The organism is Halospeciosus flavus (assembly GCF_029814175.1).
Taxonomy (GTDB): Archaea; Halobacteriota; Halobacteria; order Halobacteriales; family Halobacteriaceae; genus Halospeciosus; species Halospeciosus flavus.
In genome coordinates this window covers 1,355,286-1,374,852 of sequence record NZ_CP122312.1, presented here as the reverse complement: position 1 = coordinate 1,374,852, position 19,567 = coordinate 1,355,286, and the positions used below count along the sequence as shown (strand labels likewise).

Genomic DNA, 19,567 nt, shown 5'->3' with positions numbered 1-19,567 from the left:
AGTTAGATGAAGGCGAAGACGACGAGCGAGATGGTCGGCAGGATGACCGCGAACTTCACGCCCGAGAGGACGTCTGCACTCCGGATGTATCCGGCGATGAAGCCGGCGAGGATGCCCTGGAGGGTGACCGCGTGGAAGAACAGCATGTTCAGCAACTCCACGTTGATGGCGCCGCCGAAACTCATGCCGCCGGCCGCCGCCGACCCGCCGCCACCGGCGCTCCCGGCCTGCGAGACGAGTCCGGCCATCACGTCGAGGAACTTCACCTTCAGGATGGCCATCACCGCCAGCATCGTGATGTAGGTCATGATGATGATGACGACCTGCATCCGCGAGCGGGACTTCCGCTCGCGGTCGATGTCGTCCTGGTTCTCGGAGGCCTGTGCGGCCGTCGAGAGGACGGCCGTGATCTGGCTGGAGGCCTCCTGGGCCTTGCTGATGAGTTTGACCGTCCGGGCGAGACGCGGGATGTGGTACTTGTTGTTGAACTCGACGAGCGCCTCCTTCAGACTCATCCCGTAGTTGACCTTCGTGTACATGACTTCGAACTCCTCACCGAGTTTCCCCGGCGAGGTCTCGGCGACGGTCCTGATGGACTCGAGGAGGGTGAGCCCGGTGTCGTTGGCGCTCGAGAGTTTCCGGAGGTTGTCCGAGAGGTTGTCGATGATGCGGTGACGTGCCCGGAGGTTCCACTCGTAGAAGAACGCGAGCGGGACGAAGGCGATGTAGAGTGGGAGGTACACCCAGAGGAACGTCCCGCCGATGGGGTTGGCGATCATCCCGTCGAGGGAGGTGGGCGCGATGCCGACGACGACGATGTCGGCGACGTAGGCCAACACGAGCGGGACGGTCAGCCCGAGCGTGTACGTCGGGTGCTTCCGGAAGAAGATGTGGGGGTTGGTGAGGACCTCGATCATCGAGTGGGTCCCCTCGCGGTCCTTGATGCGGTCGAAGATGGCGAACTCGCCGACGTAGTTCTCGACGATACCGAGGTGGAGCAGGCCCGGTTCCGAGCGCGTGACCTCGCGCGTGTCGGAGGGGTTCAGGTAGCCGTCGCCGGGTTCGTCCTCCTTGACCGTCGCGACGAGGACGAGGAAGCCGACGCCGACCATCGGGATGAGGCCGTAGACGGTCCCGTAGAGCATCACGTTGCTCCCCTGGCCCATCATCTTCATGATGACGAGGATGATGATGAGGAGCAGCGGGAACAGCGAGAGCGTCATGTACATCTCGCCGAACAGCTCCAGGGTTTCGAGCGTGAGTTCCTGTTGCTGTTTGGCCGTCCGCATGTGCTTGTCCTTCTTGTCGGAGAGGAAGCCGGCCATGTCCCCACCGGAGTTGATGATCGAGAGCATGTCCGTGAGGAACTGGCTCAACTCGTCGGAGGGCGTCTCCATCGAGCGGTTGCGGATTGCCGTCCGGTAGTCGGTGTCGAAGTAGTCGGTCTCCTTCTGGATGGACCGGAACTCCATGGCCACCTCGCCGTAGGTGTCGTCGGCCTTCGCCATCGCCTCGATGATCTCGAGTTGGTTGAGGCCACCGATGGAGAGGGCGTACATGAAGGCGACGGCGTCCGGGAGGAGCATGTTGATCTCCCGTTTCCGCGCGTCGGCCCGCGAGTAGGGGACGGCGAGGAGGCCGCCGAACCCGGCGGCGAAGCCGAGCGTCCCGAAGAACAGCCCCGTGACGAGCACAAGCGCGGGAATCTTGATGGCGTTGATGATGGCCAAGAGGGTCTCGCTCGGCACCGGGAGACCGATGAGGTTCTCCGTGGAGACGATGCCGGTCACGAAGAGGACGTAGCCGACGAAGACACCCAGGAACCAGAGGGTGAGGCCGACGAGGGTCCCGACGCCGATGGCCCGCGAGATGTACATCTCGACGGGGTCCGACATCCGCGACTCGGCGAGTTTGCGCTCGACGTCGGCGACGAAGTCGCTGTGCTCTCCGAAGGCCCACTTGTAGACGGGGTAGAACGTGTCTGCGAGGACGTCCGACCCGCCGCGGTAGGAACTCTCCGTGCTCATCTATTCCTCGTGCTCGTTCTCGTCGGTTTCCTCGGGCGTTCCCTCCTCGGGGAGTTCGGGCGACGGTTCCGACTCGGGGTTGGGGTCCTTCGACGGCGACTCGTAGGCGTGTGTGTCTGCGCCGTGGGCACCCTCGTCTTCTGGGCCGTCGGCCTCCTCCGCCCCTTCTGCGACGCGCTCGACGACTTCGTCGAGTTCGGAGTGGTCCGGACGCGGTTCTTCGACGACGACGTCGGATTGGGACTGTACCTGCTCGGAGACGGTGAAGGAGATCTCCGGCGCCGACTCGCCGCGGTACTCCTCGAAGACGCGTTCTTCGGCCTCTTCGAGGATCTCTTCGGCCTCCGCGCGGATCTCTTCGGTCGGGTCTGGACGGGGGACCATCGCCTCTTTCTCCGGGTCGACGTCGATGAGGACGCTCTCCATCCCACGGAGGTCCGCGAGACTCTCTTCGAGGCGATCGTTGGCCATGAGCGTCAGGATGGTGTCGCGGTCGGAGATGTACGCCTGGAGGGTGGCCGCGACCTCGGTGTAGGTCTTGAGGCCGTTGGAGATGAGGTAGGCGAGGACGGCCCGGCGCTCGAACAGTTCCTCGTCGAGTTCGTCCTGTGTCCACCCGCGGTCGAACTTGATCTCGTCGAGCGTGTTCGAGTCCGAGAGTTGTCGGTACTCGTCGCCTTCGGGTTCCCACTGGAAGACGTCGGAGACGTTGATCTCGTCGTTCTCCGCGTCGTAGCGGTTGATCTCGGTGATACTCCGGTTCCGGCGGACCTTCCGACCGGCGACGCGGGTCTGTGCCTGGATGGAGACGAGGTCGAGGGCGGTGAACAGCGTCTTCGAGACGTTGATGGGTTCGGTGGTGAAGCGCTTGAGGACCTCGCCGACGTTGTCCGCGTGGAACGTCGTGTAGGTCGTGTGCCCCGTGCTCATGACCTGGAAGAGGGTTCGACCCTCCTCACCACGCACCTCGCCCATGACGATGTAGTCCGGGCGTTGACGGAGGGCCGCCTCCAGCAGGTCGAACTCGTCGATGTTGCCGGCCTCGGACTCGCCGAAGGACGGGCGGGTGACCGAGGCGATCCAGTTGCGCTGTGGGAGTTCGACCTCGCGGGTGTCCTCGATGGAGACGATCTTCGTGTTCGAGGGGATGAACAGCGAGACGGCGTTCAGACTCGTCGTCTTCCCGGATGCGGTCCCGCCGGCGAAGATCATCGACTTGTTGTTCTCGATACAGAGCCACATGAACGCCATCGAGTCGAGCGAGAACGTCTTCCAGTTGATGAGGTCGACCGGCGTGAACGGGACGTCCTTGAACTGGCGGATGGTGTAGTTAGTCCCGTGGTCGGAGACCTCGCGGCCGAGCGTGAGTTGGGCGCGCGAGCCGTCGGGGAGGGTGGCGTCGACCTGCGGTTGTCGCTTGCTGATGCCCTTCCCCGAGCGCTGGGCGAGTTTCACGACGAAGTCGTCGAGGGTCTCCTCGCCGTGGTAGACGTTCGTAATGAGGTTCTCGTAGTCGGAGTGGTAGACGAACACCGGCGAGTTGTAGCCGTCACACGAGATGTCCTCGACGTTGATGTCGTGTTTGATGCCGTCGATGCGCTGGTAGCCGATGAAGTCGCGCTGGAGGACGTACAGGAGTTTCTCGACCTGGTACTGCGTGAGCGTCTCGGGGTCCTCTTCGAGGACCGCGGGTTCGGGTCGAGCAGAGATGCCCTCGATGGGTCCGGCTTCCTCGGTCTCCTCGCCCGCTTCGGCTTCCTCGCCGCCGGCCTGCCCGACGAGTTCGAGGAGTTGGTCGAGGAAGGACTGTTCGCCCCGGACCGGCCCCTCGTAGATGTCGTAGCGTTCGAGGAGTTTCCGGGTCTCCTGTTCGATGACGGAGCGCCGTTTCTCTTCGCCCTCCGCGACGACCTCCTCGCTCTCGTACTTGATGGCGGTACGGAGTTTCTCGGTGAGGAACGCCTCGACGTCCGCCTCCAGTTCGTTGCGGTACGGCTCGACGAGATAGTACTTCTTCTCGTTCTCCTTCTCGGAGTGGAAGATGACGACGAACGCGTAAGGTTTGTTCACCCAGTAGCGTTCGATCTCGTAGAAGTGGGACTTCTTCGAGGGGCCGACGGCCTTCTCGAGGTCGTAGCGGTTCGCGTACGTCGTCCGGCCCTGGACGTCCGTGAAGAACTCGTCCTCGTCGATGTCGGGGTCGACGTTGACGGTTCGACGGTCGACCTCGTCGTCGAGGTCGGTGGCCTCGTCCTCACCGAACGAGAGCGCGCCGGGCAGGTCGTCCGGGTCGAACCCGAGGTAGTCGGCGGGCTCGAAGGGGATCTGGTTCCCCTCGGAGTCCGTCGGCGGTTCGCCGTTCTCGTCGTAGTAGTACTCCGCTTTGAAGTCCTCCCAGGAGTACTCTCCCGCGACGACGGCGGGTTCCGTCGGCGCCTCGTCTTCGGACTCGGTGTCGGGGGGAGCGGAGCCCTCGGCCTGCTCGGTCGACATTCGACTTCTTTCTTCGCGACACAGTCTGAAAAAGCCTTGCGGCGAAGACGAGGAGTGAGTGTCTCAGTGCGTCGCCGTCGTCGCGGTCGTGTTGTGTCCACTACCGGAGTGGTTCCCCGTGTGATACTCCCCGGTCAGCGTCGACCGGAGCGTCCCGAGGAACGGGACCTTCGCCGTGACGGTTCCCTGAATCCACGCTGGCTCGACCGGCCGCGTGAATCCGGCGGCCTGGTCGTACCCCGGGTTCGCGTCGCCCTTCGTGATGAACCCGCTGTTCGGGGCCGGACAGTTCGTGAGTTCGGCACAACTGTCGGCCCGGAGGAACCGTTGGTTCGCCTCGTCGTACCAGTTCTCCCCCTCCTCGACCCAGAAGCGCGCGCGGTGGATGACCGGTGTCTTCCACTCGCCGTTCGGGTAGTAGACGATCACGTCGCCCGGCGCGCCGACGCTGGTGTAGCCGGTCTCTTGGCCGCGCTGGTAGGTGACGACGCCGGTGTCGTGGACGCCGGCCGGTCCGAAGCGGTCCGGTTCGGCGACGATCACGGCGTCACCCGGGTGGAGGTGTGGTTCCATGCTCCCGCTCTCGATGGCGGCGACCGGCGGCCAGACGCCGGTGACGCCGAAGAGGAGGAGCGCGACGAGCGCGACGGCGAGCACACCGCTCGCGGCCTCGCGACAGAACGCGACGAGTCCGTGGTCGGTTCGATAGAGCCACCGGAGGGCGGCCAGCGGTCCCTGTCGTGGGTCCGGGACGTCGTCCGAGGAAGTCACTTTATTTTCCGTTGTACTCGAACACTCAAAAATTACGTTGTCGACTGTCGCGGGCGAACGGTGTGGTGACCGGGGCAACGGAGCGGCCCGCCGGAACCGTATGGGTTCCGACCGGACGGGTAGCGGGTCGGGCGGCGACTGTCCGTCGTTCTCTGTCCCTCACTCGGCGGGTTCGTCGAGGATACCGGCGAAGAGTTTCTTCTCCGCCGAGCGGAGGTGCTCGGAGAACGTCGGCGTCGAGATGCCGAGCGACTCGGCGACCTCCCCGCCGGTGGTGTCCCGCGGCCACTCGAAGAACCCGGAGAAGTACGCGGTCTCGACGACCGTTCGCTGTCGGTCGGTCAGTTCGTCGGTCCAGACGCGCTGGATCTGCTCCGAGGGGTCTTCTTCCTCACTCACCTGGCGGCGGGCGACGGCCTCGGCCTGTGGGTAGCGTTCGTGAATCGTCTCCACGACCTGCCGGACTTCGACGTCCTGTGGCAGGCGGACGGTCATCTGGAGGTCGTTCGCCTCGACGACGACGTACTCGATGGAGCCACCGAGGGAGGCGACCTCCGACATGATCGGGGCGTCGGAGATCCGGAGTTCGAAGCGGACGCCCTCGAGTTGCTCGCTGACGACGTCGAGTGTCTCCCAGGAAGTGATCTCCTCGACCATCGCCCGGAGCGACTCGATCTCCGACTCGGAGGCGGTCCCGTAGACGAGGAACTCGTCGTCGGAGACCGGGACCGTCCGGTCGAGCGTAATCGCCTCGTCGAACGACCCCGCGCCGTCGAACGAGTCGACGAGGTTCCGGATCTCGAAGTCGAGTTCGACCTGCGTGTCGCCCAACAAGGCCCGCTTGCGTTCGGCGGCGGCGATGGCGTGGCCGAGTATCTCGCCGAGGTGGCTGACGACGCTCCGCTCTTCGTCACGGAAGGCTCCCTCTCGCGTCGCGTACACGGTGAGAACGCCGTACACCGTGTCTTCGTGGACGATCGGTATCGCGGCGCCGGACGCGAACTCCGGTGCCCGCTCGCCGTCTCGTGATTCGGTCACGGGCGAGACCGGGGCGTCGTGCATCGTCTGGACCGCCTGTGTCTGGAGCGCGCGGGCGGACGGGCGCGACTCGTCGCCGTCGGTCGGGACAGTCACGTCGTCGAGGTCCGGTTCGTCGCCGGACGCTGCGCGGACGGTCAGCGTCTGCGAGCGCGAGTCGGGTTCGCCGACCCAGGCGAACGCGTAGGAGTCCGACTCGGCGAGTCGGTCACACGCAGTCTGCTCGATCTCCTGTCTGGTCGAGCGGTCGATGACGGCCTCGGTGACGCCGTGGACGACGCCGTTGAGTTGGTTGAGGGCGGCGAGCTGACGGCGTTGCTGTTCGAGTTGTCGTTCGCGCTCGCGGCGTTCGGTGACGTCGCGGGTGTAGACGACCAGTCCGTCGATAGCCGAGTCGTCGAGCAGGTTCCGGCCGCGTGCGTGGAGGACGATCCACGACCCGTCCCGGTGTTTGAACCGGAACTCGGACTCCGAGCGGCGGTCGGGGTCGGTCACCAGTGCGTCGAACTCCCGTCGCACGTCGGCGTGGTCCTCGGGGTGGATGTAGTCGAAGACGGATTCGCCGACGAGTTCGTCGGGGCTGTACCCCAGGACGTGTTCGGTCGACGGCGTGACGTACTCGACCGTTCCGTCCTGGTTGAGGATGGCGTTCGCGTCGGTCGACTCCTCGATGAGCGTCTCGTAGCGCTGCTGTTCGCGCTCGTGTGCCTTCCGCTCGATGGCGTGGTAGACCGAGCGGACCAGGAGGTCGGGGTTGATCTCGTCTTTGACGAGGTACTCTTCGGCCCCCTGGCGGAGCGCCTCGATACCGACCTGGCGGTCCTGGAGTCCCGTGAGGACGACGATGGGGACGAACCGGTCGTGGTCGACGACCGTCTGGAGCGTGTCGAGTCCCGTGCTGTCCGGGAGGTTGAGGTCCAGCAGGACGACGTCCGGGTCCATCGCGTCCATCTGTTCGAGTCCGTCCGCGAGTCGTGTCTCGTGGACGAACGTCGTGTCGTCGGCGGCGGCCGTGCCGCCGCGCCGTTCGAGGAGTCCACCCTGTCGCTGGAGCGACCGCTCGGAGAGCGCGACCGCCTCCTCGAGGAGTTCCTGGATGTACCGGGCGTCGCCAGGGTTGTCCTCGATCAGGAGCATTCGGGGGGACTCGTCGTGGGTCATGTGTTGTCGGGTTTCGGTGGCAACTCGACGAGGGTGAGCCAGAAGTCTTCGAACGACTGCACCAACTCGACGAAGTCGTCGGGGTCGATGGGCTTGGTCAGGTAGGCGTTCGAGTGGTTCTCGTAGCTCTCGACGACGTCCTCTTCGGCCTCCGAACTGGTCAGGATGACCACCGGAATCCGGCGGAGGTCCGAGTCGCTCTTGACCCGTTCGAGGACCTCCATCCCGTCTACCTTCGGGAGGTTGAGGTCGAGGAGGACGAGGTTCGGACACGGTGCGTCCGCGTGCTCGCCGCGTCGGTAGAGGAAGTCCAGTGCGGCCTCGCCGTCGCGGACGACGTGGAGGTTGTTGTTAATGTGGGCCTCCTTGAACGCCTCCTTCGTGAGGCGGACGTCGCCGGGGTTGTCTTCGACCAGCAGGATGTCGACTGGCTCCCCGGACCGATGTTCAATCATGGGTTCCCTCCAACGTTGGGAGAGTAAACGTAAAGGTCGATCCCTCTCCGGGCTCGGACTCGACCCAGATCTCCCCGTCGTGTCGTTCGACGATGCGCCGACAGAGCGCCAACCCGATGCCGGTCCCGGCGTGTTCGTCCTGCGTGTGGAGTCGCTGGAACACCTCGAAGACCTCCTCGGTCTGGTCGGGTTCGATGCCGATCCCCTCGTCGCGGACCGAGACGTGCCACTCGTCGCCGTGCCGGTCGGCCGAGATGTGGACGGTCGGCGGTTCGTCGCCGCTGTACTCGAGGGCGTTGTCGACGAGGTTCTGGAACACCTGCCGGAGTTGCTCTTCGTCGCCGGCGACCTTCGGGAGCGACTCGACGGTCACGTCGGCGTCCGTCTCTTCGAGTTTCATCCGGAGGTCGGCTTTCGCGTCCGCGACGATGTCCTCCAGGTCGATCGGTTCGAAGGGGTCGCCGCGCGTCTCGACTCGGGAGTACTTCAGGAGCGCGTCGATCATCCCGCGCATCCGTTCGGCTCCGTCGACCGCGAACTCGAGGAACTCCATGGCCTCCTCGTCGAGGTCGTCCTCGTAGCGCCGCTCGATGAGCGAGAGGTAACTCGACACCATCCGCAGCGGCTCTTGCAGGTCGTGGGAGGCGGCGTAGGCGAACTGTTCGAGGCGCTCGTTCGACTCTTCGAGGCGCTCGACCAGTTCTTCGAGTTTCTGCTCGCGCTCGACCTGTTCGGTGATGTCCTGCGTGAAGCTCAGACCGGCGAAGATCTCGTCGTCGGCGTCGCGCAGCGGCGTCGCCCACACCCGCCAGATGCGGCCACCGAACTCGGCCGTCGTGCTCCCCGTCTCGCCCTCGTCGACGGCCGCGCGGAACAGCGGTTCGAGGTCCGCGACGGTCTCCTCCGGGTAGACGTCCGGGATCCGCCGTCCTTCGAGTTGGTCGGATTCGGGGAGGTTGTCGCCGAGGACGGCCCCCTCGGTCAGGGTGTACTGGAGCGACTCGTCGTACACGCCGACGGCACCGTTCGGGAAGTGCTCGGCGAGCGTCCGGTAGCGGCGCTCGCTCTTCTCGAGGGCTCTCTCGCGCTCCTTGCGCTCGGTGACGTCCTCGGCGATTCCGACGATACGGGACATGTTCCCGTCTTCGTCGTGGACCGGCGCACCGCGGGCGTGGACCCACCGGACGTCGCCGTCGGGCCGGACGACGCGGAACTCCTCGTCGTACTCCTCGTCCGGGAGCTGGGAGTACGACTCCCTGACGCGCTCGCGGTCTTCGTGGTGAATCGCGTCGATGAACGACCGCGGGTTCTCGTACAGCGTCTCGCGCTCGCGTCCCCACACCATCTCGTACATCGGGTTGATGTAGAGCATCTCGTCGGTGTCGGGAGTCGACATCCAGACGATCTCCTCTAAGTTCTCGGCGAGCGTCCGGAACTTCGCCTCGCTCTCGCGGAGTTCCTGTTCCATCTCCTTCCGGTCGGTGATGTCTTGGACGACGAGCATCCCCGTGTCGACGTCGCCGTCGCCATCCTCTCCGCCGACCGGGAGCGTGTGCGCCGACAGGTACCGGCCGTGGTACTCCGTCTCGAAGGAACTCGCCTCGCCGTCGAGGGCGGCCCGGAAGTGGGGTTCGACCTCGTCGACGAGTTCGTCGGGGTAGATGCTGTGGACCCGACTCCCGATCCGGTCGTCCGGGTCGATGCCCTGCGCTTCGACGAGTTGGCCGCCAACAGCGGTGTAGCGGAGGTCGTCGTCGAACAGACCGACCGCGCCGTTCGGGAAGTTCTCGACGAGCGTCCGGTAGCGGCGCTCACTCTCCTCGACCTGTCGGCGCTGTTCGACCCGTTCGGTGATGTCGCGGACGACACCGACCCGTTCGCTCCGGTCGTCGGCCGGGAGCGACGCGAACGCCGCTTCGACCGGGACTTCCTCCCCGCCGGCCGTCTCTATCGTCGCCTCCATCGTCGGGTTGTCGACGTCGCCCTGGGCCATCTCCTCGCGGATCGCACTCGCCTCTTCGAGGGTCTCCTCGTCGAGGAACTGGGAGGCGTGCTGACCGAGGAGGTCCTCGCGACCGTAGCCGGTCAGTTCGGTGTAGGCGTCGTTGACCATCGTGTACCGGCCGTCCTCGTCGACCACGTAGATGCCGTCGTTGATCGTCTCGACGATGGTCTCGTACTTGGCCAGCGTCTCTTCGTGTGCCTTCCGCTCGGTGATGTCCTGGGTCATCGCCATCCCGCCGAAGACGTTGCCGACTTCGTCGGTGATCGGCGTCACGTAGACGAGCCAGTCGCGGCCGGCGTACGTGACCTCGATCGAGCGTTCCTCACCCGCGAGCGCGCCCTCGTACGCCGATTGGAGCGTGTCGACGGTCTCCGTCCCCCAGACCTCATCGAGGCGGTTCCCCTCCACGTCGTCGACGTCGACGTCGATGCCGTCGAAGGCCTGGCCCGCTACGAGTGTGTAGCGGAGGTCGTCGTCGAACAGCATCACGGCACCGTTCGGGAAGTTTTCGGCGAGCGCACGGTAGCGGCGTTCGCGCTCCTTGCGCTCGGTGACGTCGTGGAAGTACACCGAGAGACCGGTCTCGGATGGGTAGGCCCGCACCTCGAACCAGGTATCGAGCGGGGCGGGGTAGTACTCCTCGAAGGAGACCGCCTCCTGTTCGTCCATCGCGTGTCGGTAGTACGTCTCGAACTTCCGTTCGGTCGCCTCGGGGAACTGCTCCCAGAGGTTCTCGCCGAGGAGGGCCTCTCCCTCGGGGTTGATGAGTTCGTTCGCGCGGTCGTTGACGTGCGTGAAGCAGAACTCCTCGTCGAGCGCGAAGAACGCGTCCGAGACGCGTCCGAGTATCTCGCTCAACTCGGTCTCCAGTTCTTCCTTGCGCCGTTCGAGTTGCCGTTCGCGCTTCTTGAGTTCGGTGACGTCCTCGCCGGCGGTGACGACCCGGTCGAGGTTCCCGTCGGCGTCGTAGATCGGCGCGGCGTTGACCCGGAACCAGAGTCGCTCGCGTTCCGGCGGTTCGACGGCGACCTCCTCGTCGAAGACTGGTTCTCCGTTCGCCCGGACGCGAGCGGTCGGCGTCTCCTCGCGGGTGATCGGCGTCCCGTCCTCGTCGTACAACTGCCACCCCGCGAGGTCGTCGCGGTCGTCGAACTCGCCCTCGGACAGGCCGAGGAACTCCCGTGCGCGCTCGTTCGCGAGGACCGTCTCCCCGTCGGTGTCCTCGACCGAGAGCGCGACCGGCACGGTCTGGAGGAGTTTCTCGGTCTGGTTCTGCTCGCGCCGGAGTTGCTGTTCGCGCTCCTTGCGCTGGGTGACGTCCTCGTACGTGACGACGACCATCGAGAGGTCGCCGTCCGCCCCGAAGACGGGAACTGCGTTGTAGGACAGCCACACTCGCCGTCCGTCCTGGCGTTCGACCTGCGCCTCGAAGTCGGTCACGCGCTCGCCGGTCGCAACTACTCGACCGAACGGCCGCGACCCGGGCGGGATGCGTTCGCCGTCCTCGTCGTACATCTCCCACTCCGACGGCTCGTACTGCTCGATGGAGGGCTGGTCCGGGTCGTTTCCGAAGATTTCGGCCGCCCGGTCGTTGATGGTGATGACTTCGCCGTTGGGACCGAGCGCACAGATGCCGATGGGACTCGCCTCGAACACGCGGTCGAGGAGCGTCCGCTCGCGCTGGCGGACACGACTCGGCTCCTGGTCTGTGTCCTCGCGGACGACGACGACGGTGCCCCGGTGCTCGTCGTCGACCACGACGGGGTTCACCCGCAGTTCGCGCGCCGCTGGGTCACCACCCGCGGTCCGGACCGTCACGTCGAGAGTGACGACGTCGTCGGCCGTCGCGTCGTCGGCGAGGGCGTCGACAGTGGTCTCCAGTCGGCCGGCGTCCTCCTCGCCCAGCAGTACCGAGACGTGTTCGCCGACGACCTCGCTCCGTGCGTAGCCGAGGCGCTCGACGACGACGTCGTTGACCGCGGCGACGCGACCGTCCGTGTCGAGTCGGACGAGACCGTCGTCGAGCGTCTCGACGAGGGCTTCCGAACGGTGGAGCGCCGCCTCCGAGTCGGGTTGCCCCCAGAACCCGGCCGGCGAGGCGTCTCCCTTCTTACTCATACATACAGTGTGGCACTTCGTGCGAATAAACCCCCGGTCCGATTCGGGGCTGTGAGAGGGGTTCCCGAGGGCTCTCCCGCCGAACGACCGGTTTTCGTAGAACGGTCGCTCTCGGGACGAGTCACCACCTGGACTCGCCGGTTCGCCGCCGAGCACCTCGGCGATTCGAGGTGTCGATTTCCGAGATATGGGCGCCATATCTCAGTTATCGACCGAATATCTCGGCAAATCGGTCCATATCTCAGTTGTCGGGCCGATAACTCGGTTATCGGGTCGGATAGTGGGGATATGGAACGCGGCGTCGACGGTTTCGGAGAAGAGCAGTCGCAGGAGTCGAGTGGGCTTCGACGAACGGCCCACTCGGCGGTTCAGGTACTTCACTCAGGGATGGACTCGCCGGGACCGAGCGAACACGGAGCGTTCGCGAGGGTCGGCGAGGACACGAACGACTGAGCGGAACGAAGTGACGCGAAGGAAGTGAGTGGACTCGCCGGGACCGAGCGAACACGGAGCGTTCGCGAGGGTCGGCGAGGACACGAACGACTGAGCGGAACGAAGTGACGCGAAGGAAGTGAGTGGACTCGCCGGGATTTGAACCCGGGGCCTCTCCCATGCCAAGGGAGTGATCTACCCCTGATCTACGAGCCCTCGTACGCATTCACCAGTTACCCCCGTTTATTCATAAACCTCTCGATTGACAGGCGCCGCGTCAGTCGTTCGCGTACGTCTCCTCGACGTAGTCGACGACCGGCCGCGCACGGTCCTGGTCGAGCGTCCAGAATCCCTCGTACTCGTCTCCGTCGCCGTCGAGGAGTCGGGCGACGAGCGCGGCGCACTCGTCGGTTTCCTCGCACCGGTACGCGACGAACCAGTGTCGGCGCGTCTCGGGGTCGTCGCGGGGGTGGACGGTGTAGGGAACGTCCTCGGGGAGGTCGACGTCGGGGACACCGTAGACGTGCACGTCGACGCCCACCTCCGCGAGCCGGCGGAACACCTCGCGCGTCCGGCGGAACGAGGTGAGTCGCGAGAGGGTCTGGAACCCGGCGTGGAGTCGGCCCGACCGGTTCTGCCAGGCGAGTTCCTCGATCACCTGGGACCCGCGGACGAGGCGGCGTCGGCGCTCCTCCGCGAAGGCGGTCACCGACGCGTCGGCGACCTCGACGATGGCCGGTGGCTCCGTGTCGGCACTCGACAGGGATGGGTCGACCTCGACGTAGTCGACGAGGTCGGCGAGCGACCCGGTCTCGACGACGCGCTCGTCCGACGTGAGCACCGCCGTTCCGGCGGGGTAGGTGTCGGTGTCGGCCCCGGGGCCGCTCCCCTGGCCGGGTGCGGTCACCTCCACGCGGACGTTCATTGCGTCGAAGAAGCGTCGGAGGTCGGCGAGTGTCGAGTCGGGGACGTCGCCGTAGAGAGTGAGCGTTCGACGGTGGGCACGCGCCGCTCGGAGGAACTCGTCGAAGGTCACCGGTGGACACCTCCGGACTGCTGGATCGGCCGCCAACCTGTCGTATCGTCGTCCAATCCGCGGGTGCGGACCTCTGGGCCGTCCTCGCCCGCCCGCGTCTCGACGGTGGCGTCGAACAGCGAGCGGAAGCGGGCGATCTCGGATTCGTCGACGCCGCTTGTGTGCGCGAGACACAGTGCGAGCGCGCCGACGGAGCGAGTCCGACCCGTCAACGCGTGCAGGAAGCGGTAGAGTTGGTCCGGCGTGGAGTAGGCGAGGAGCGTCGAGATCGAGTCGAGGTAGAACCGGACGGGCGTCGGTTCCGGTCCGTCGGTATCGGTGTCGGCGTCGACGTCGTCACCGTCGACGTCGGCCTCCCCACCGGTGTCGAGTTCGTCGAGGAACTGGCTGATGCCGATACCGATTCCCGTGAGGTCGGCCGGGGAGCCGACTACGTAGGTTCGGTCGTCGATTCGGCCCCGTTCGACCGCGCGCCCCGAGGCGGCGCTCACGCAGTCGACGACGAAGAGTGGGGCGTCGGCACCGTGTTGCTTGCGGTACCACGACGCGGGTTTCTTCGTCGCGACGACGATGGCGGGTTCGCCCGCCTCGAAGCCAACGTCGAGCAGTCGTTGTGCGAGATTCGCCTTCCCGCTCATCGGCGGCCCTTCGAGGAGGAGGACCGCCCCCGGACCGAGCGGTGGAGTGTCGAGGACCGGCGCGAGGCGGTACATCGATACGTGTCGGTGCTCGTTCCGCCGAGTAAAAGGTTCGCACACCCACGAGTAGTAACCCTTTAGTCCGCGAGCGCCGGATACGTGTGTAGGGAACGGCACGGCCGCAGTTCTGACTCGCCGCACGCGTCTCATTGTGCGGCTTGGGAATGCGGTAGTGCGTCGCGCCACAGTGCGCGTACCGCCGACGGTCGCGGTCCACGTGACAGTCGCCGGTACCCGTCGAGCACCGACGGGACAGCGGTTCGTGCGGTTCCAATCATCAACAATGGCACGAATGCACACCCGCCGTCGCGGCTCGTCCGGTTCGGACAAGCCGACGGCAGACGAACCACCGGAATGGAGCGACGTCGACGAGGAAGCTATCGAAGACCGCGTCGTCGAACTCGCGGAGCAGGGGCACGACCCCAGCCAGATTGGCCTGAAGCTCCGCGACGAGGGCGTCCAGGGGACCCCGATTCCCGACGTGAAGCTCGCGACGGGCAAGAAGGTCACCGAGATCCTCGAAGAGAACGACGCCGCGGCCGACATCCCCGAGGACTTCCGTAACCTCCTCGAGAAGGCTGTCAACCTCCGCGAACACGTCGAAGAGCACGGCCAGGACCACTCCAACCGTCGGGCCCTCCAGAACGTCGAGTCCAAGATTCGCCGCCTCGCGGACTACTACCGTGGCGACGAACTCCCCGAGGACTTCACGTACTCCTACGAGAAGGCCCAGGAAGTCCTCGAGTAACTGAATGGCGACGACCGGTCGACCCGCCGACACCGACTCCGACGCCAGCGCCCTCGCGGGCACGCTCGCCGAGGCGTCGTTCGTCCACGTGGCAGCCCACGCGGACGGCGACGCACTCGCCGCGAGCGCCCTGCTCGCCCGGGGACTGGACGGTGTCGATGTCCCGTACCAGGTGAGCCTCGCGCGGTCTTCGACGGCCGCCGAGCGCCGCCTCTCGGACGCCGACGGTACGACGCTCGCGCTCGGCTTCGGCGCCGAGACGAGTGCCGACACCGTCTCGACGGAGCGACCGGTCAGCCAGCACGCGTACGACGTCGCCAGCGAACTCCACGACGGCGGACGGACCGACGCGACGCTCGCACTCGCGGGCGTCCTCGCGTCCGACTCCCCGCCGTCGACGACACCCACCGACACGCTCGTCGAGGCGGCCGACGCCTCGCGCCGACCCGGTGTGGGGATTCCGACCGCGGACCTCGCGGACGGTCTCGCCCACTCCACCCTGTTCCACGCCGGCATCTCCGGCGACGAGGGACAGGCCGGCGCGCTCCTCGCGGAACTCGAACTTCCCGCGGAACTCGATGAGAGCGCGTGGCGGCGACTCGCCTCGCGGGTCGCCCTCGACGCGACCGAGGCCCCGGCCGGCCCCCGCGCTGCCGTGGCCATCGAACGGGCCCTCCGCCCGTACGTCTTCTCGGACGGTCCCGTCGAGACGGCCGACGGCTACGCCGACGTGCTCGACGCCCTCGCCCGGGCCGAACCGGGACTGGGCGTCGCGTTCGCGCTCGGTCACGCCGACCGCGCCGCCGCGCTCGACGTCTGGCGGGAGACGGGCCGACGCGCCCACCGCGCGCTCCGACGGGCCGACCTCGACGGCCACGACGGCCTCGTGGTCGCGACCCTCGGGGACGACGCCGACGTCGACTCCGACGCCGACAGTCCGCTCTGGACCGTCGGCCGACTCCTCCGGGACTTCCGTTCGGACCAGCCGGCCGCCCTCGCCGTCGAGGGCGACGAGGCAGTTCTCGCGACGATCCCGGCGACCGGAGACGACGCGCGGACCGACGCTCGCGACGCGCTCGCCGAGGCGGGCGCGCGAGCGGTGGGAGGTACGGCGACACACGCGTACGCACAGTTCGAGGCTATCGACACCACCGACGTCGGACGCACCGTCCGTGATGCGCTATGAGTCGACGGCACGCGACGATTCGCACGACCGTCGACGACCCAGAACTCGTCGCGGCGGCCCTCCGTCCCGACAACACGTCCGAGATGGACACGACAGTCGAGGACGACGCGGTCGTCACGACTATCGAGCGCGACACGACCGGCGGTCTCCGAACCACGACCGACGACTACGTCGTGAACCTCACGGTGGCGAACGAAATCGTACAGCAGGCAGACAACTTCACACAATCCAACCATGAGTGAACGATCCGTTTCCAAGAAGTCTCAGCAGAAGCGGTGGTACACCGTCCTCGCGCCGGAGCAGTTCGACCGGCAGGAGATCGGTGAGACCGTCGCGAAGGAACCCGAACAGGTCCTCGACCGCACCGTCGAGACCACCTACGGCGAACTCTCCGACGAACAGGGCGGCGAGAACAACGTCAAGCTCACCTTCCAGGTGAACGACGTCGGCTCGGACTCCGCGTACACCGAGTTCACGAAGGCCGAACTCGCTCGCGACTACCTCCGCAGCCTCGTCCGTCGCGGTTCGTCGAAGATCAAGGCCGTCATCACGGTCCGGACGACCGACGACTACCGCGTCCAGCTCCAGCCCGTCGCCTTCACGACGAAGCGCGCGGACCAGAGCCAGCAGAAGGCCATCCGTCGCACGATGATCGACCTCGTCGAGGACGCCGCGGAGGACAACACCTTCGAGGACCTCCTTGACAGCGTGCTCGAAGGTCGCCTCTCCTCGGCCATCTACGGTGAAGCCAAGACCATCTACCCGCTCCGCCGGGTCGAGGTCCAGAAGCTCACCGTCGAAGCCGCACCCGAAGAGGTGCAGGCCGAAGAGGAGACCTCCGTCGAAGTCGAGGAAGAAGACGTCGAAGTCTGACGCCTCGGCTCACCAGTTTTCGATCTTTTTCGCGCGTACTCGACCGCACTACCCCGCCGAGCGACGGCGCCGCGGGCACTCAGTCGACGACGTGGACGTTGCCCATCATCCCCGCTGGCCGGTGGGGGATACAGAAGTAGTGGTACCAGCCGGGGGTCTCGAACGTGTGTTCGTACGTCTCCCCCGGCGGGATCATCCCGCCGCCGTTGAGGTGGTTTCGGAAGTCCTCGACGGCCGCACGCTCGGTGTCGAAGCCGCCGGAGGCGAAGTAGGCGGCGCCGTCGGGGAACTGCGGCGTGTGGTGGTGGCCGGTCTCGTCGGGGTAGATCTCGTCGTCGTTCGTCGTCGCAGCGGTCACGGTGTGGTTGCGCGCCCCCGTGTTGTACCAGACGAGCGGTTCGCCGACGCGGACCTCGACCGTCGGTTCGTCCGCCGGGACCCAGTGGGGGGCGTCGTCGGGGACGTCGACGGGGTTCTGTGGGACGAACGCGTCCGAGCGCATCCCGACGTCGTAGTCGATGCCGGTGACGGCTCGACCGACGCAACCGGCGCTGCCGACCGCGGCTGCCGTCCCGACGGCGGCGAGGAACGTTCGGCGTCGCATGGACGGGAGTTGGCCGCTCGCCCATATATGCGAACCGGTCGCGCGTGGGTGGTGACCGTCGGCGGCGGACGGCGGGCGACGGCAGGTGACGGAAGGCGATGGCGGACGCCTCAGTCGTCGCCGCGTTCGTCGGCGACGTAGGCTCGACGCGTTCCGGTGCCGAAGAGCACGTCGCGGAGGTCGAGTTCGTGATCGACTGGACCGCGGGCCAACTCGCGGCGCTCCGAGGTGGTCTGGAAGAAGTTCACCACCGTCACCAGGAGGACCCCGCCGGTCGTGTTGCCCAGGAGGACGGGCAGGACGAAACCGGCCAGCGGCCCGAGGAGGGCGGCCTGTCCGCTCGCGACGAGGTAGACGACCTCGGTGAAGGAGACGACGACGTGGAAGAGGTTACCGAAGGGGATGGCGAGGAAGCCGACGTAGACGAGGACGAGTCGGGAGATCGTGTCTCGGGCGGCGTAGTCGACCCAGACGATTCCGGCGACGATGAGACCGGCGAAACAGGCCTTGAAGAACAGCGTCCAGAACGGTGTTTGGATACCCTTTGTCGCTATCTTGCTCGCGGCGACTGCCGCGTCTGGCGAGAAGACGCCGGTCGTCGCGAGGACGATTCCGCCCAGTCCGCCCCCGACGAAGTTCCCGAGCAACACGACGGCCCAGATGTGGAGCAGTCGAGGGACACTCGCCAGTCGTTCCAGCACGAGGACGACCGGTGGGAGAGTGTTCTCCGTGTACAACTGGTAGCCGCCGAGGACGATGAAGATGAATCCCAGCGGGTAGAGGAGGGCACTCAGGACGGGGTTGCCGTCGGTCGCCGCGGTCATCGAGGCGTACAGGAGGTAAGTCACCGTGATCGCGAATCCGGCCGCGAGCGCGCTGAAGAAGAGTTCTCGGTCGCTCGTCGTCGCCTCCTCGTCTGCAGCAACGGTGATGCGCTGGAACACCTCGTGCGTCTCGAAGCGGTCGCGAACGACCGCCCCGACGGCGGGTGCGCCGTGCGCTGACTGTACTGCGTTCTCGTCGGTCGACTCTGACTCGTCGTCGGTCATCGGCTGGCGTTGGTCCGAGAAACGACCGCCCCCGGTAAGAAACTCCTCGCCGCGCCCGCTCCCGTCGCCTGTCAACCGCCGACGGTGATTCGGGAGGGATATAAAAACGTAAGGAGACACTCTCCCTTCTCGGGTGTATGCAACCCCGCTTCGTCGGCCGCCTCGGCGTCGCCGACGCAGTGACCGCACTCAACGCCGCGCTCGGCTTCTGTGCCGTGGTCGCGGCCACCGTCGACGTCGGGCTGGCCGCACGCGTCGTCCTCCTCGCGGCTATCGCCGACGCCATCGACGGTCTCCTCGCCCGGAAGTGGGGCGGGACCGCCGTCGGCCCGCACCTCGACTCGCTCGCGGACGTCGCTTCCTTCAGCGTCGCGCCCGCCGTCATCGTCTTCGCCGCCGTCCGCGAGGTATGGGGCCCTCTCGCGACGCTCTCGCTCCCCCAACTCGCGGCGGTCGTGGGCGTCCCTGCACTGTTCGTCGCGGCCGGCGTCGTCCGCCTCGCGCTCTACACTGCCTTCGACTCCGGGAACGCCCACACGTACGGCGTCCAGACCACGCTCGCGGGCACCGTCCTCGCGGCGGGGTGGCTCGCGGGCGCGGGTGCGATCGCCCTCCTCGCGACGACGGCCGCGTTCGGCTACCTGATGGTCACGCGCGTCCCCTACCCGGACCTGAAGCCTGCCCACGCGCTGGCGATGGGGGCGGTACAGGCGCTCGCCGTCCTCTTCCCCGTGTTCTTCCACCGACTGTTCCCGCGCGTCCTCCTCGCGTTCGCGCTGCTGTACCTCGTGCTCGCGCCGTGGGTGTACCCCCGCGACGCGGCCAGCGGCGAGCCGAACCACTCGGCCGAGGCGGAGTGACGAGCCCCTGAAG

General features: G+C 66.5%; 14 protein-coding genes, 1 tRNA gene and 1 pseudogene. 5 read left to right on the top strand and 11 right to left on the bottom strand.

What is annotated here, in order from left to right:
- Positions 1-2: 2 nt before the first annotated feature.
- The 9 genes from P0Y33_RS07140 to P0Y33_RS07100 form a co-directional block, all read right to left on the bottom strand.
- Entirely contained in the window at positions 3-2,027 is a 2,025-nt protein-coding gene (locus P0Y33_RS07140) for a type II secretion system F family protein (RefSeq protein WP_279529849.1), read from the bottom strand.
- Positions 2,028-4,520, bottom strand: coding sequence for a type II/IV secretion system ATPase subunit (locus P0Y33_RS07135; protein ID WP_279529848.1), 2,493 nt, complete (start codon positions 4,518-4,520; stop codon positions 2,028-2,030).
- A gap of 63 nt (positions 4,521-4,583) precedes the next feature.
- Positions 4,584-5,291, bottom strand: coding sequence for a S26 family signal peptidase (locus tag P0Y33_RS07130; RefSeq protein WP_279529847.1), 708 nt, complete (start codon positions 5,289-5,291; stop codon positions 4,584-4,586).
- A gap of 159 nt (positions 5,292-5,450) precedes the next feature.
- Positions 5,451-7,466 (bottom strand): bacterio-opsin activator domain-containing protein, encoded by a 2,016-nt coding sequence (locus P0Y33_RS07125; protein ID WP_279529846.1) that lies wholly within the window; start codon positions 7,464-7,466, stop codon positions 5,451-5,453.
- 20 nt (positions 7,467-7,486) lie between these two features.
- On the bottom strand, positions 7,487-7,945 hold the full coding sequence (locus P0Y33_RS07120) for a response regulator (RefSeq protein WP_279529845.1): 459 nt from the start codon (positions 7,943-7,945) through the stop codon (positions 7,487-7,489).
- Positions 7,938-12,068, bottom strand: coding sequence for a PAS domain S-box protein (locus P0Y33_RS07115; protein WP_279529844.1), 4,131 nt, complete (start codon positions 12,066-12,068; stop codon positions 7,938-7,940). Before P0Y33_RS07115 ends, P0Y33_RS07120 begins: the two co-directional genes overlap by 8 nt.
- A 576-nt stretch (positions 12,069-12,644) precedes the next feature.
- Positions 12,645-12,716 (bottom strand) — tRNA-Ala (locus tag P0Y33_RS07110).
- A gap of 61 nt (positions 12,717-12,777) precedes the next feature.
- Entirely contained in the window at positions 12,778-13,536 is a 759-nt protein-coding gene (locus P0Y33_RS07105) for a hypothetical protein (RefSeq protein ID WP_279529843.1), read from the bottom strand.
- Positions 13,533-14,249: a DUF7504 family protein gene (locus P0Y33_RS07100; protein ID WP_279529842.1), complete on the bottom strand. Its 717-nt coding sequence runs from the start codon at positions 14,247-14,249 to the stop codon at positions 13,533-13,535. Before P0Y33_RS07100 ends, P0Y33_RS07105 begins: the two co-directional genes overlap by 4 nt.
- Positions 14,250-14,517: 268 nt before the next feature.
- On the opposite strand from P0Y33_RS07100, the gene P0Y33_RS07095 reads away from it, so the two are divergent.
- The 4 genes from P0Y33_RS07095 to P0Y33_RS07080 are packed head-to-tail and all read left to right on the top strand — an operon-like array spanning position 14,518 to position 17,041.
- Positions 14,518-14,982 carry a 30S ribosomal protein S15 gene (locus tag P0Y33_RS07095; RefSeq protein ID WP_279529841.1) on the top strand — a complete coding sequence of 155 codons (465 nt, stop codon included), beginning with the start codon at positions 14,518-14,520 and terminating at the stop codon, positions 14,980-14,982.
- Positions 14,983-14,986: 4 nt separating this feature from the next.
- On the top strand, positions 14,987-16,168 hold the full coding sequence (locus tag P0Y33_RS07090) for an exonuclease RecJ (RefSeq protein WP_279529840.1): 1,182 nt from the start codon (positions 14,987-14,989) through the stop codon (positions 16,166-16,168).
- A complete protein-coding gene (locus tag P0Y33_RS07085) occupies positions 16,165-16,410 on the top strand; it encodes a KEOPS complex subunit Pcc1 (protein ID WP_279529839.1) in 246 nt (81 codons plus the stop codon). Before P0Y33_RS07090 ends, P0Y33_RS07085 begins: the two co-directional genes overlap by 4 nt.
- Positions 16,403-17,041, top strand: a complete 639-nt coding sequence (locus P0Y33_RS07080; protein ID WP_279529838.1) for a 30S ribosomal protein S3ae — start codon at positions 16,403-16,405, stop codon at positions 17,039-17,041. The genes P0Y33_RS07085 and P0Y33_RS07080 overlap by 8 nt, the downstream gene beginning before the upstream one ends.
- 79 nt (positions 17,042-17,120) lie before the next feature.
- Here P0Y33_RS07080 and P0Y33_RS07075 read toward each other — a convergent pair whose 3' ends face one another.
- Positions 17,121-17,645, bottom strand: coding sequence for a cupredoxin domain-containing protein (locus P0Y33_RS07075; RefSeq protein WP_279529837.1), 525 nt, complete (start codon positions 17,643-17,645; stop codon positions 17,121-17,123).
- A gap of 134 nt (positions 17,646-17,779) precedes the next feature.
- A pseudogene (locus P0Y33_RS07070) lies at positions 17,780-18,694 on the bottom strand (formate/nitrite transporter family protein); the annotation flags it as partial.
- 137 nt (positions 18,695-18,831) lie between these two features.
- Here P0Y33_RS07070 and P0Y33_RS07065 point away from each other — a divergent pair.
- Positions 18,832-19,554, top strand: coding sequence for a protein sorting system archaetidylserine synthase (locus tag P0Y33_RS07065; RefSeq protein ID WP_279529836.1), 723 nt, complete (start codon positions 18,832-18,834; stop codon positions 19,552-19,554).
- The last annotated feature ends 13 nt before the right edge of the window (positions 19,555-19,567 follow it).

Excerpts from the sequence above, each read along its gene's own strand:
- P0Y33_RS07140 (WP_279529849.1), bottom strand. The coding sequence starts at position 2,027 with ATGAGCACGGAGAGTTCCTACCGCGGCGGGTCGGACGTCCTCGCAGAC.
- P0Y33_RS07135 (WP_279529848.1), bottom strand. The coding sequence starts at position 4,520 with ATGTCGACCGAGCAGGCCGAGGGCTCCGCTCCCCCCGACACCGAGTCC.
- P0Y33_RS07125 (WP_279529846.1), bottom strand. The coding sequence starts at position 7,466 with ATGCTCCTGATCGAGGACAACCCTGGCGACGCCCGGTACATCCAGGAA.
- P0Y33_RS07120 (WP_279529845.1), bottom strand. The coding sequence starts at position 7,945 with ATGATTGAACATCGGTCCGGGGAGCCAGTCGACATCCTGCTGGTCGAA.
- P0Y33_RS07115 (WP_279529844.1), bottom strand. The coding sequence starts at position 12,068 with ATGAGTAAGAAGGGAGACGCCTCGCCGGCCGGGTTCTGGGGGCAACCC.
- P0Y33_RS07100 (WP_279529842.1), bottom strand. The coding sequence starts at position 14,249 with ATGTACCGCCTCGCGCCGGTCCTCGACACTCCACCGCTCGGTCCGGGG.
- P0Y33_RS07095 (WP_279529841.1), top strand. The coding sequence starts at position 14,518 with ATGGCACGAATGCACACCCGCCGTCGCGGCTCGTCCGGTTCGGACAAG.
- P0Y33_RS07090 (WP_279529840.1), top strand. The coding sequence starts at position 14,987 with ATGGCGACGACCGGTCGACCCGCCGACACCGACTCCGACGCCAGCGCC.
- P0Y33_RS07085 (WP_279529839.1), top strand. The coding sequence starts at position 16,165 with ATGAGTCGACGGCACGCGACGATTCGCACGACCGTCGACGACCCAGAA.
- P0Y33_RS07080 (WP_279529838.1), top strand. The coding sequence starts at position 16,403 with ATGAGTGAACGATCCGTTTCCAAGAAGTCTCAGCAGAAGCGGTGGTAC.
- P0Y33_RS07075 (WP_279529837.1), bottom strand. The coding sequence starts at position 17,645 with ATGCGACGCCGAACGTTCCTCGCCGCCGTCGGGACGGCAGCCGCGGTC.
- P0Y33_RS07065 (WP_279529836.1), top strand. The coding sequence starts at position 18,832 with ATGCAACCCCGCTTCGTCGGCCGCCTCGGCGTCGCCGACGCAGTGACC.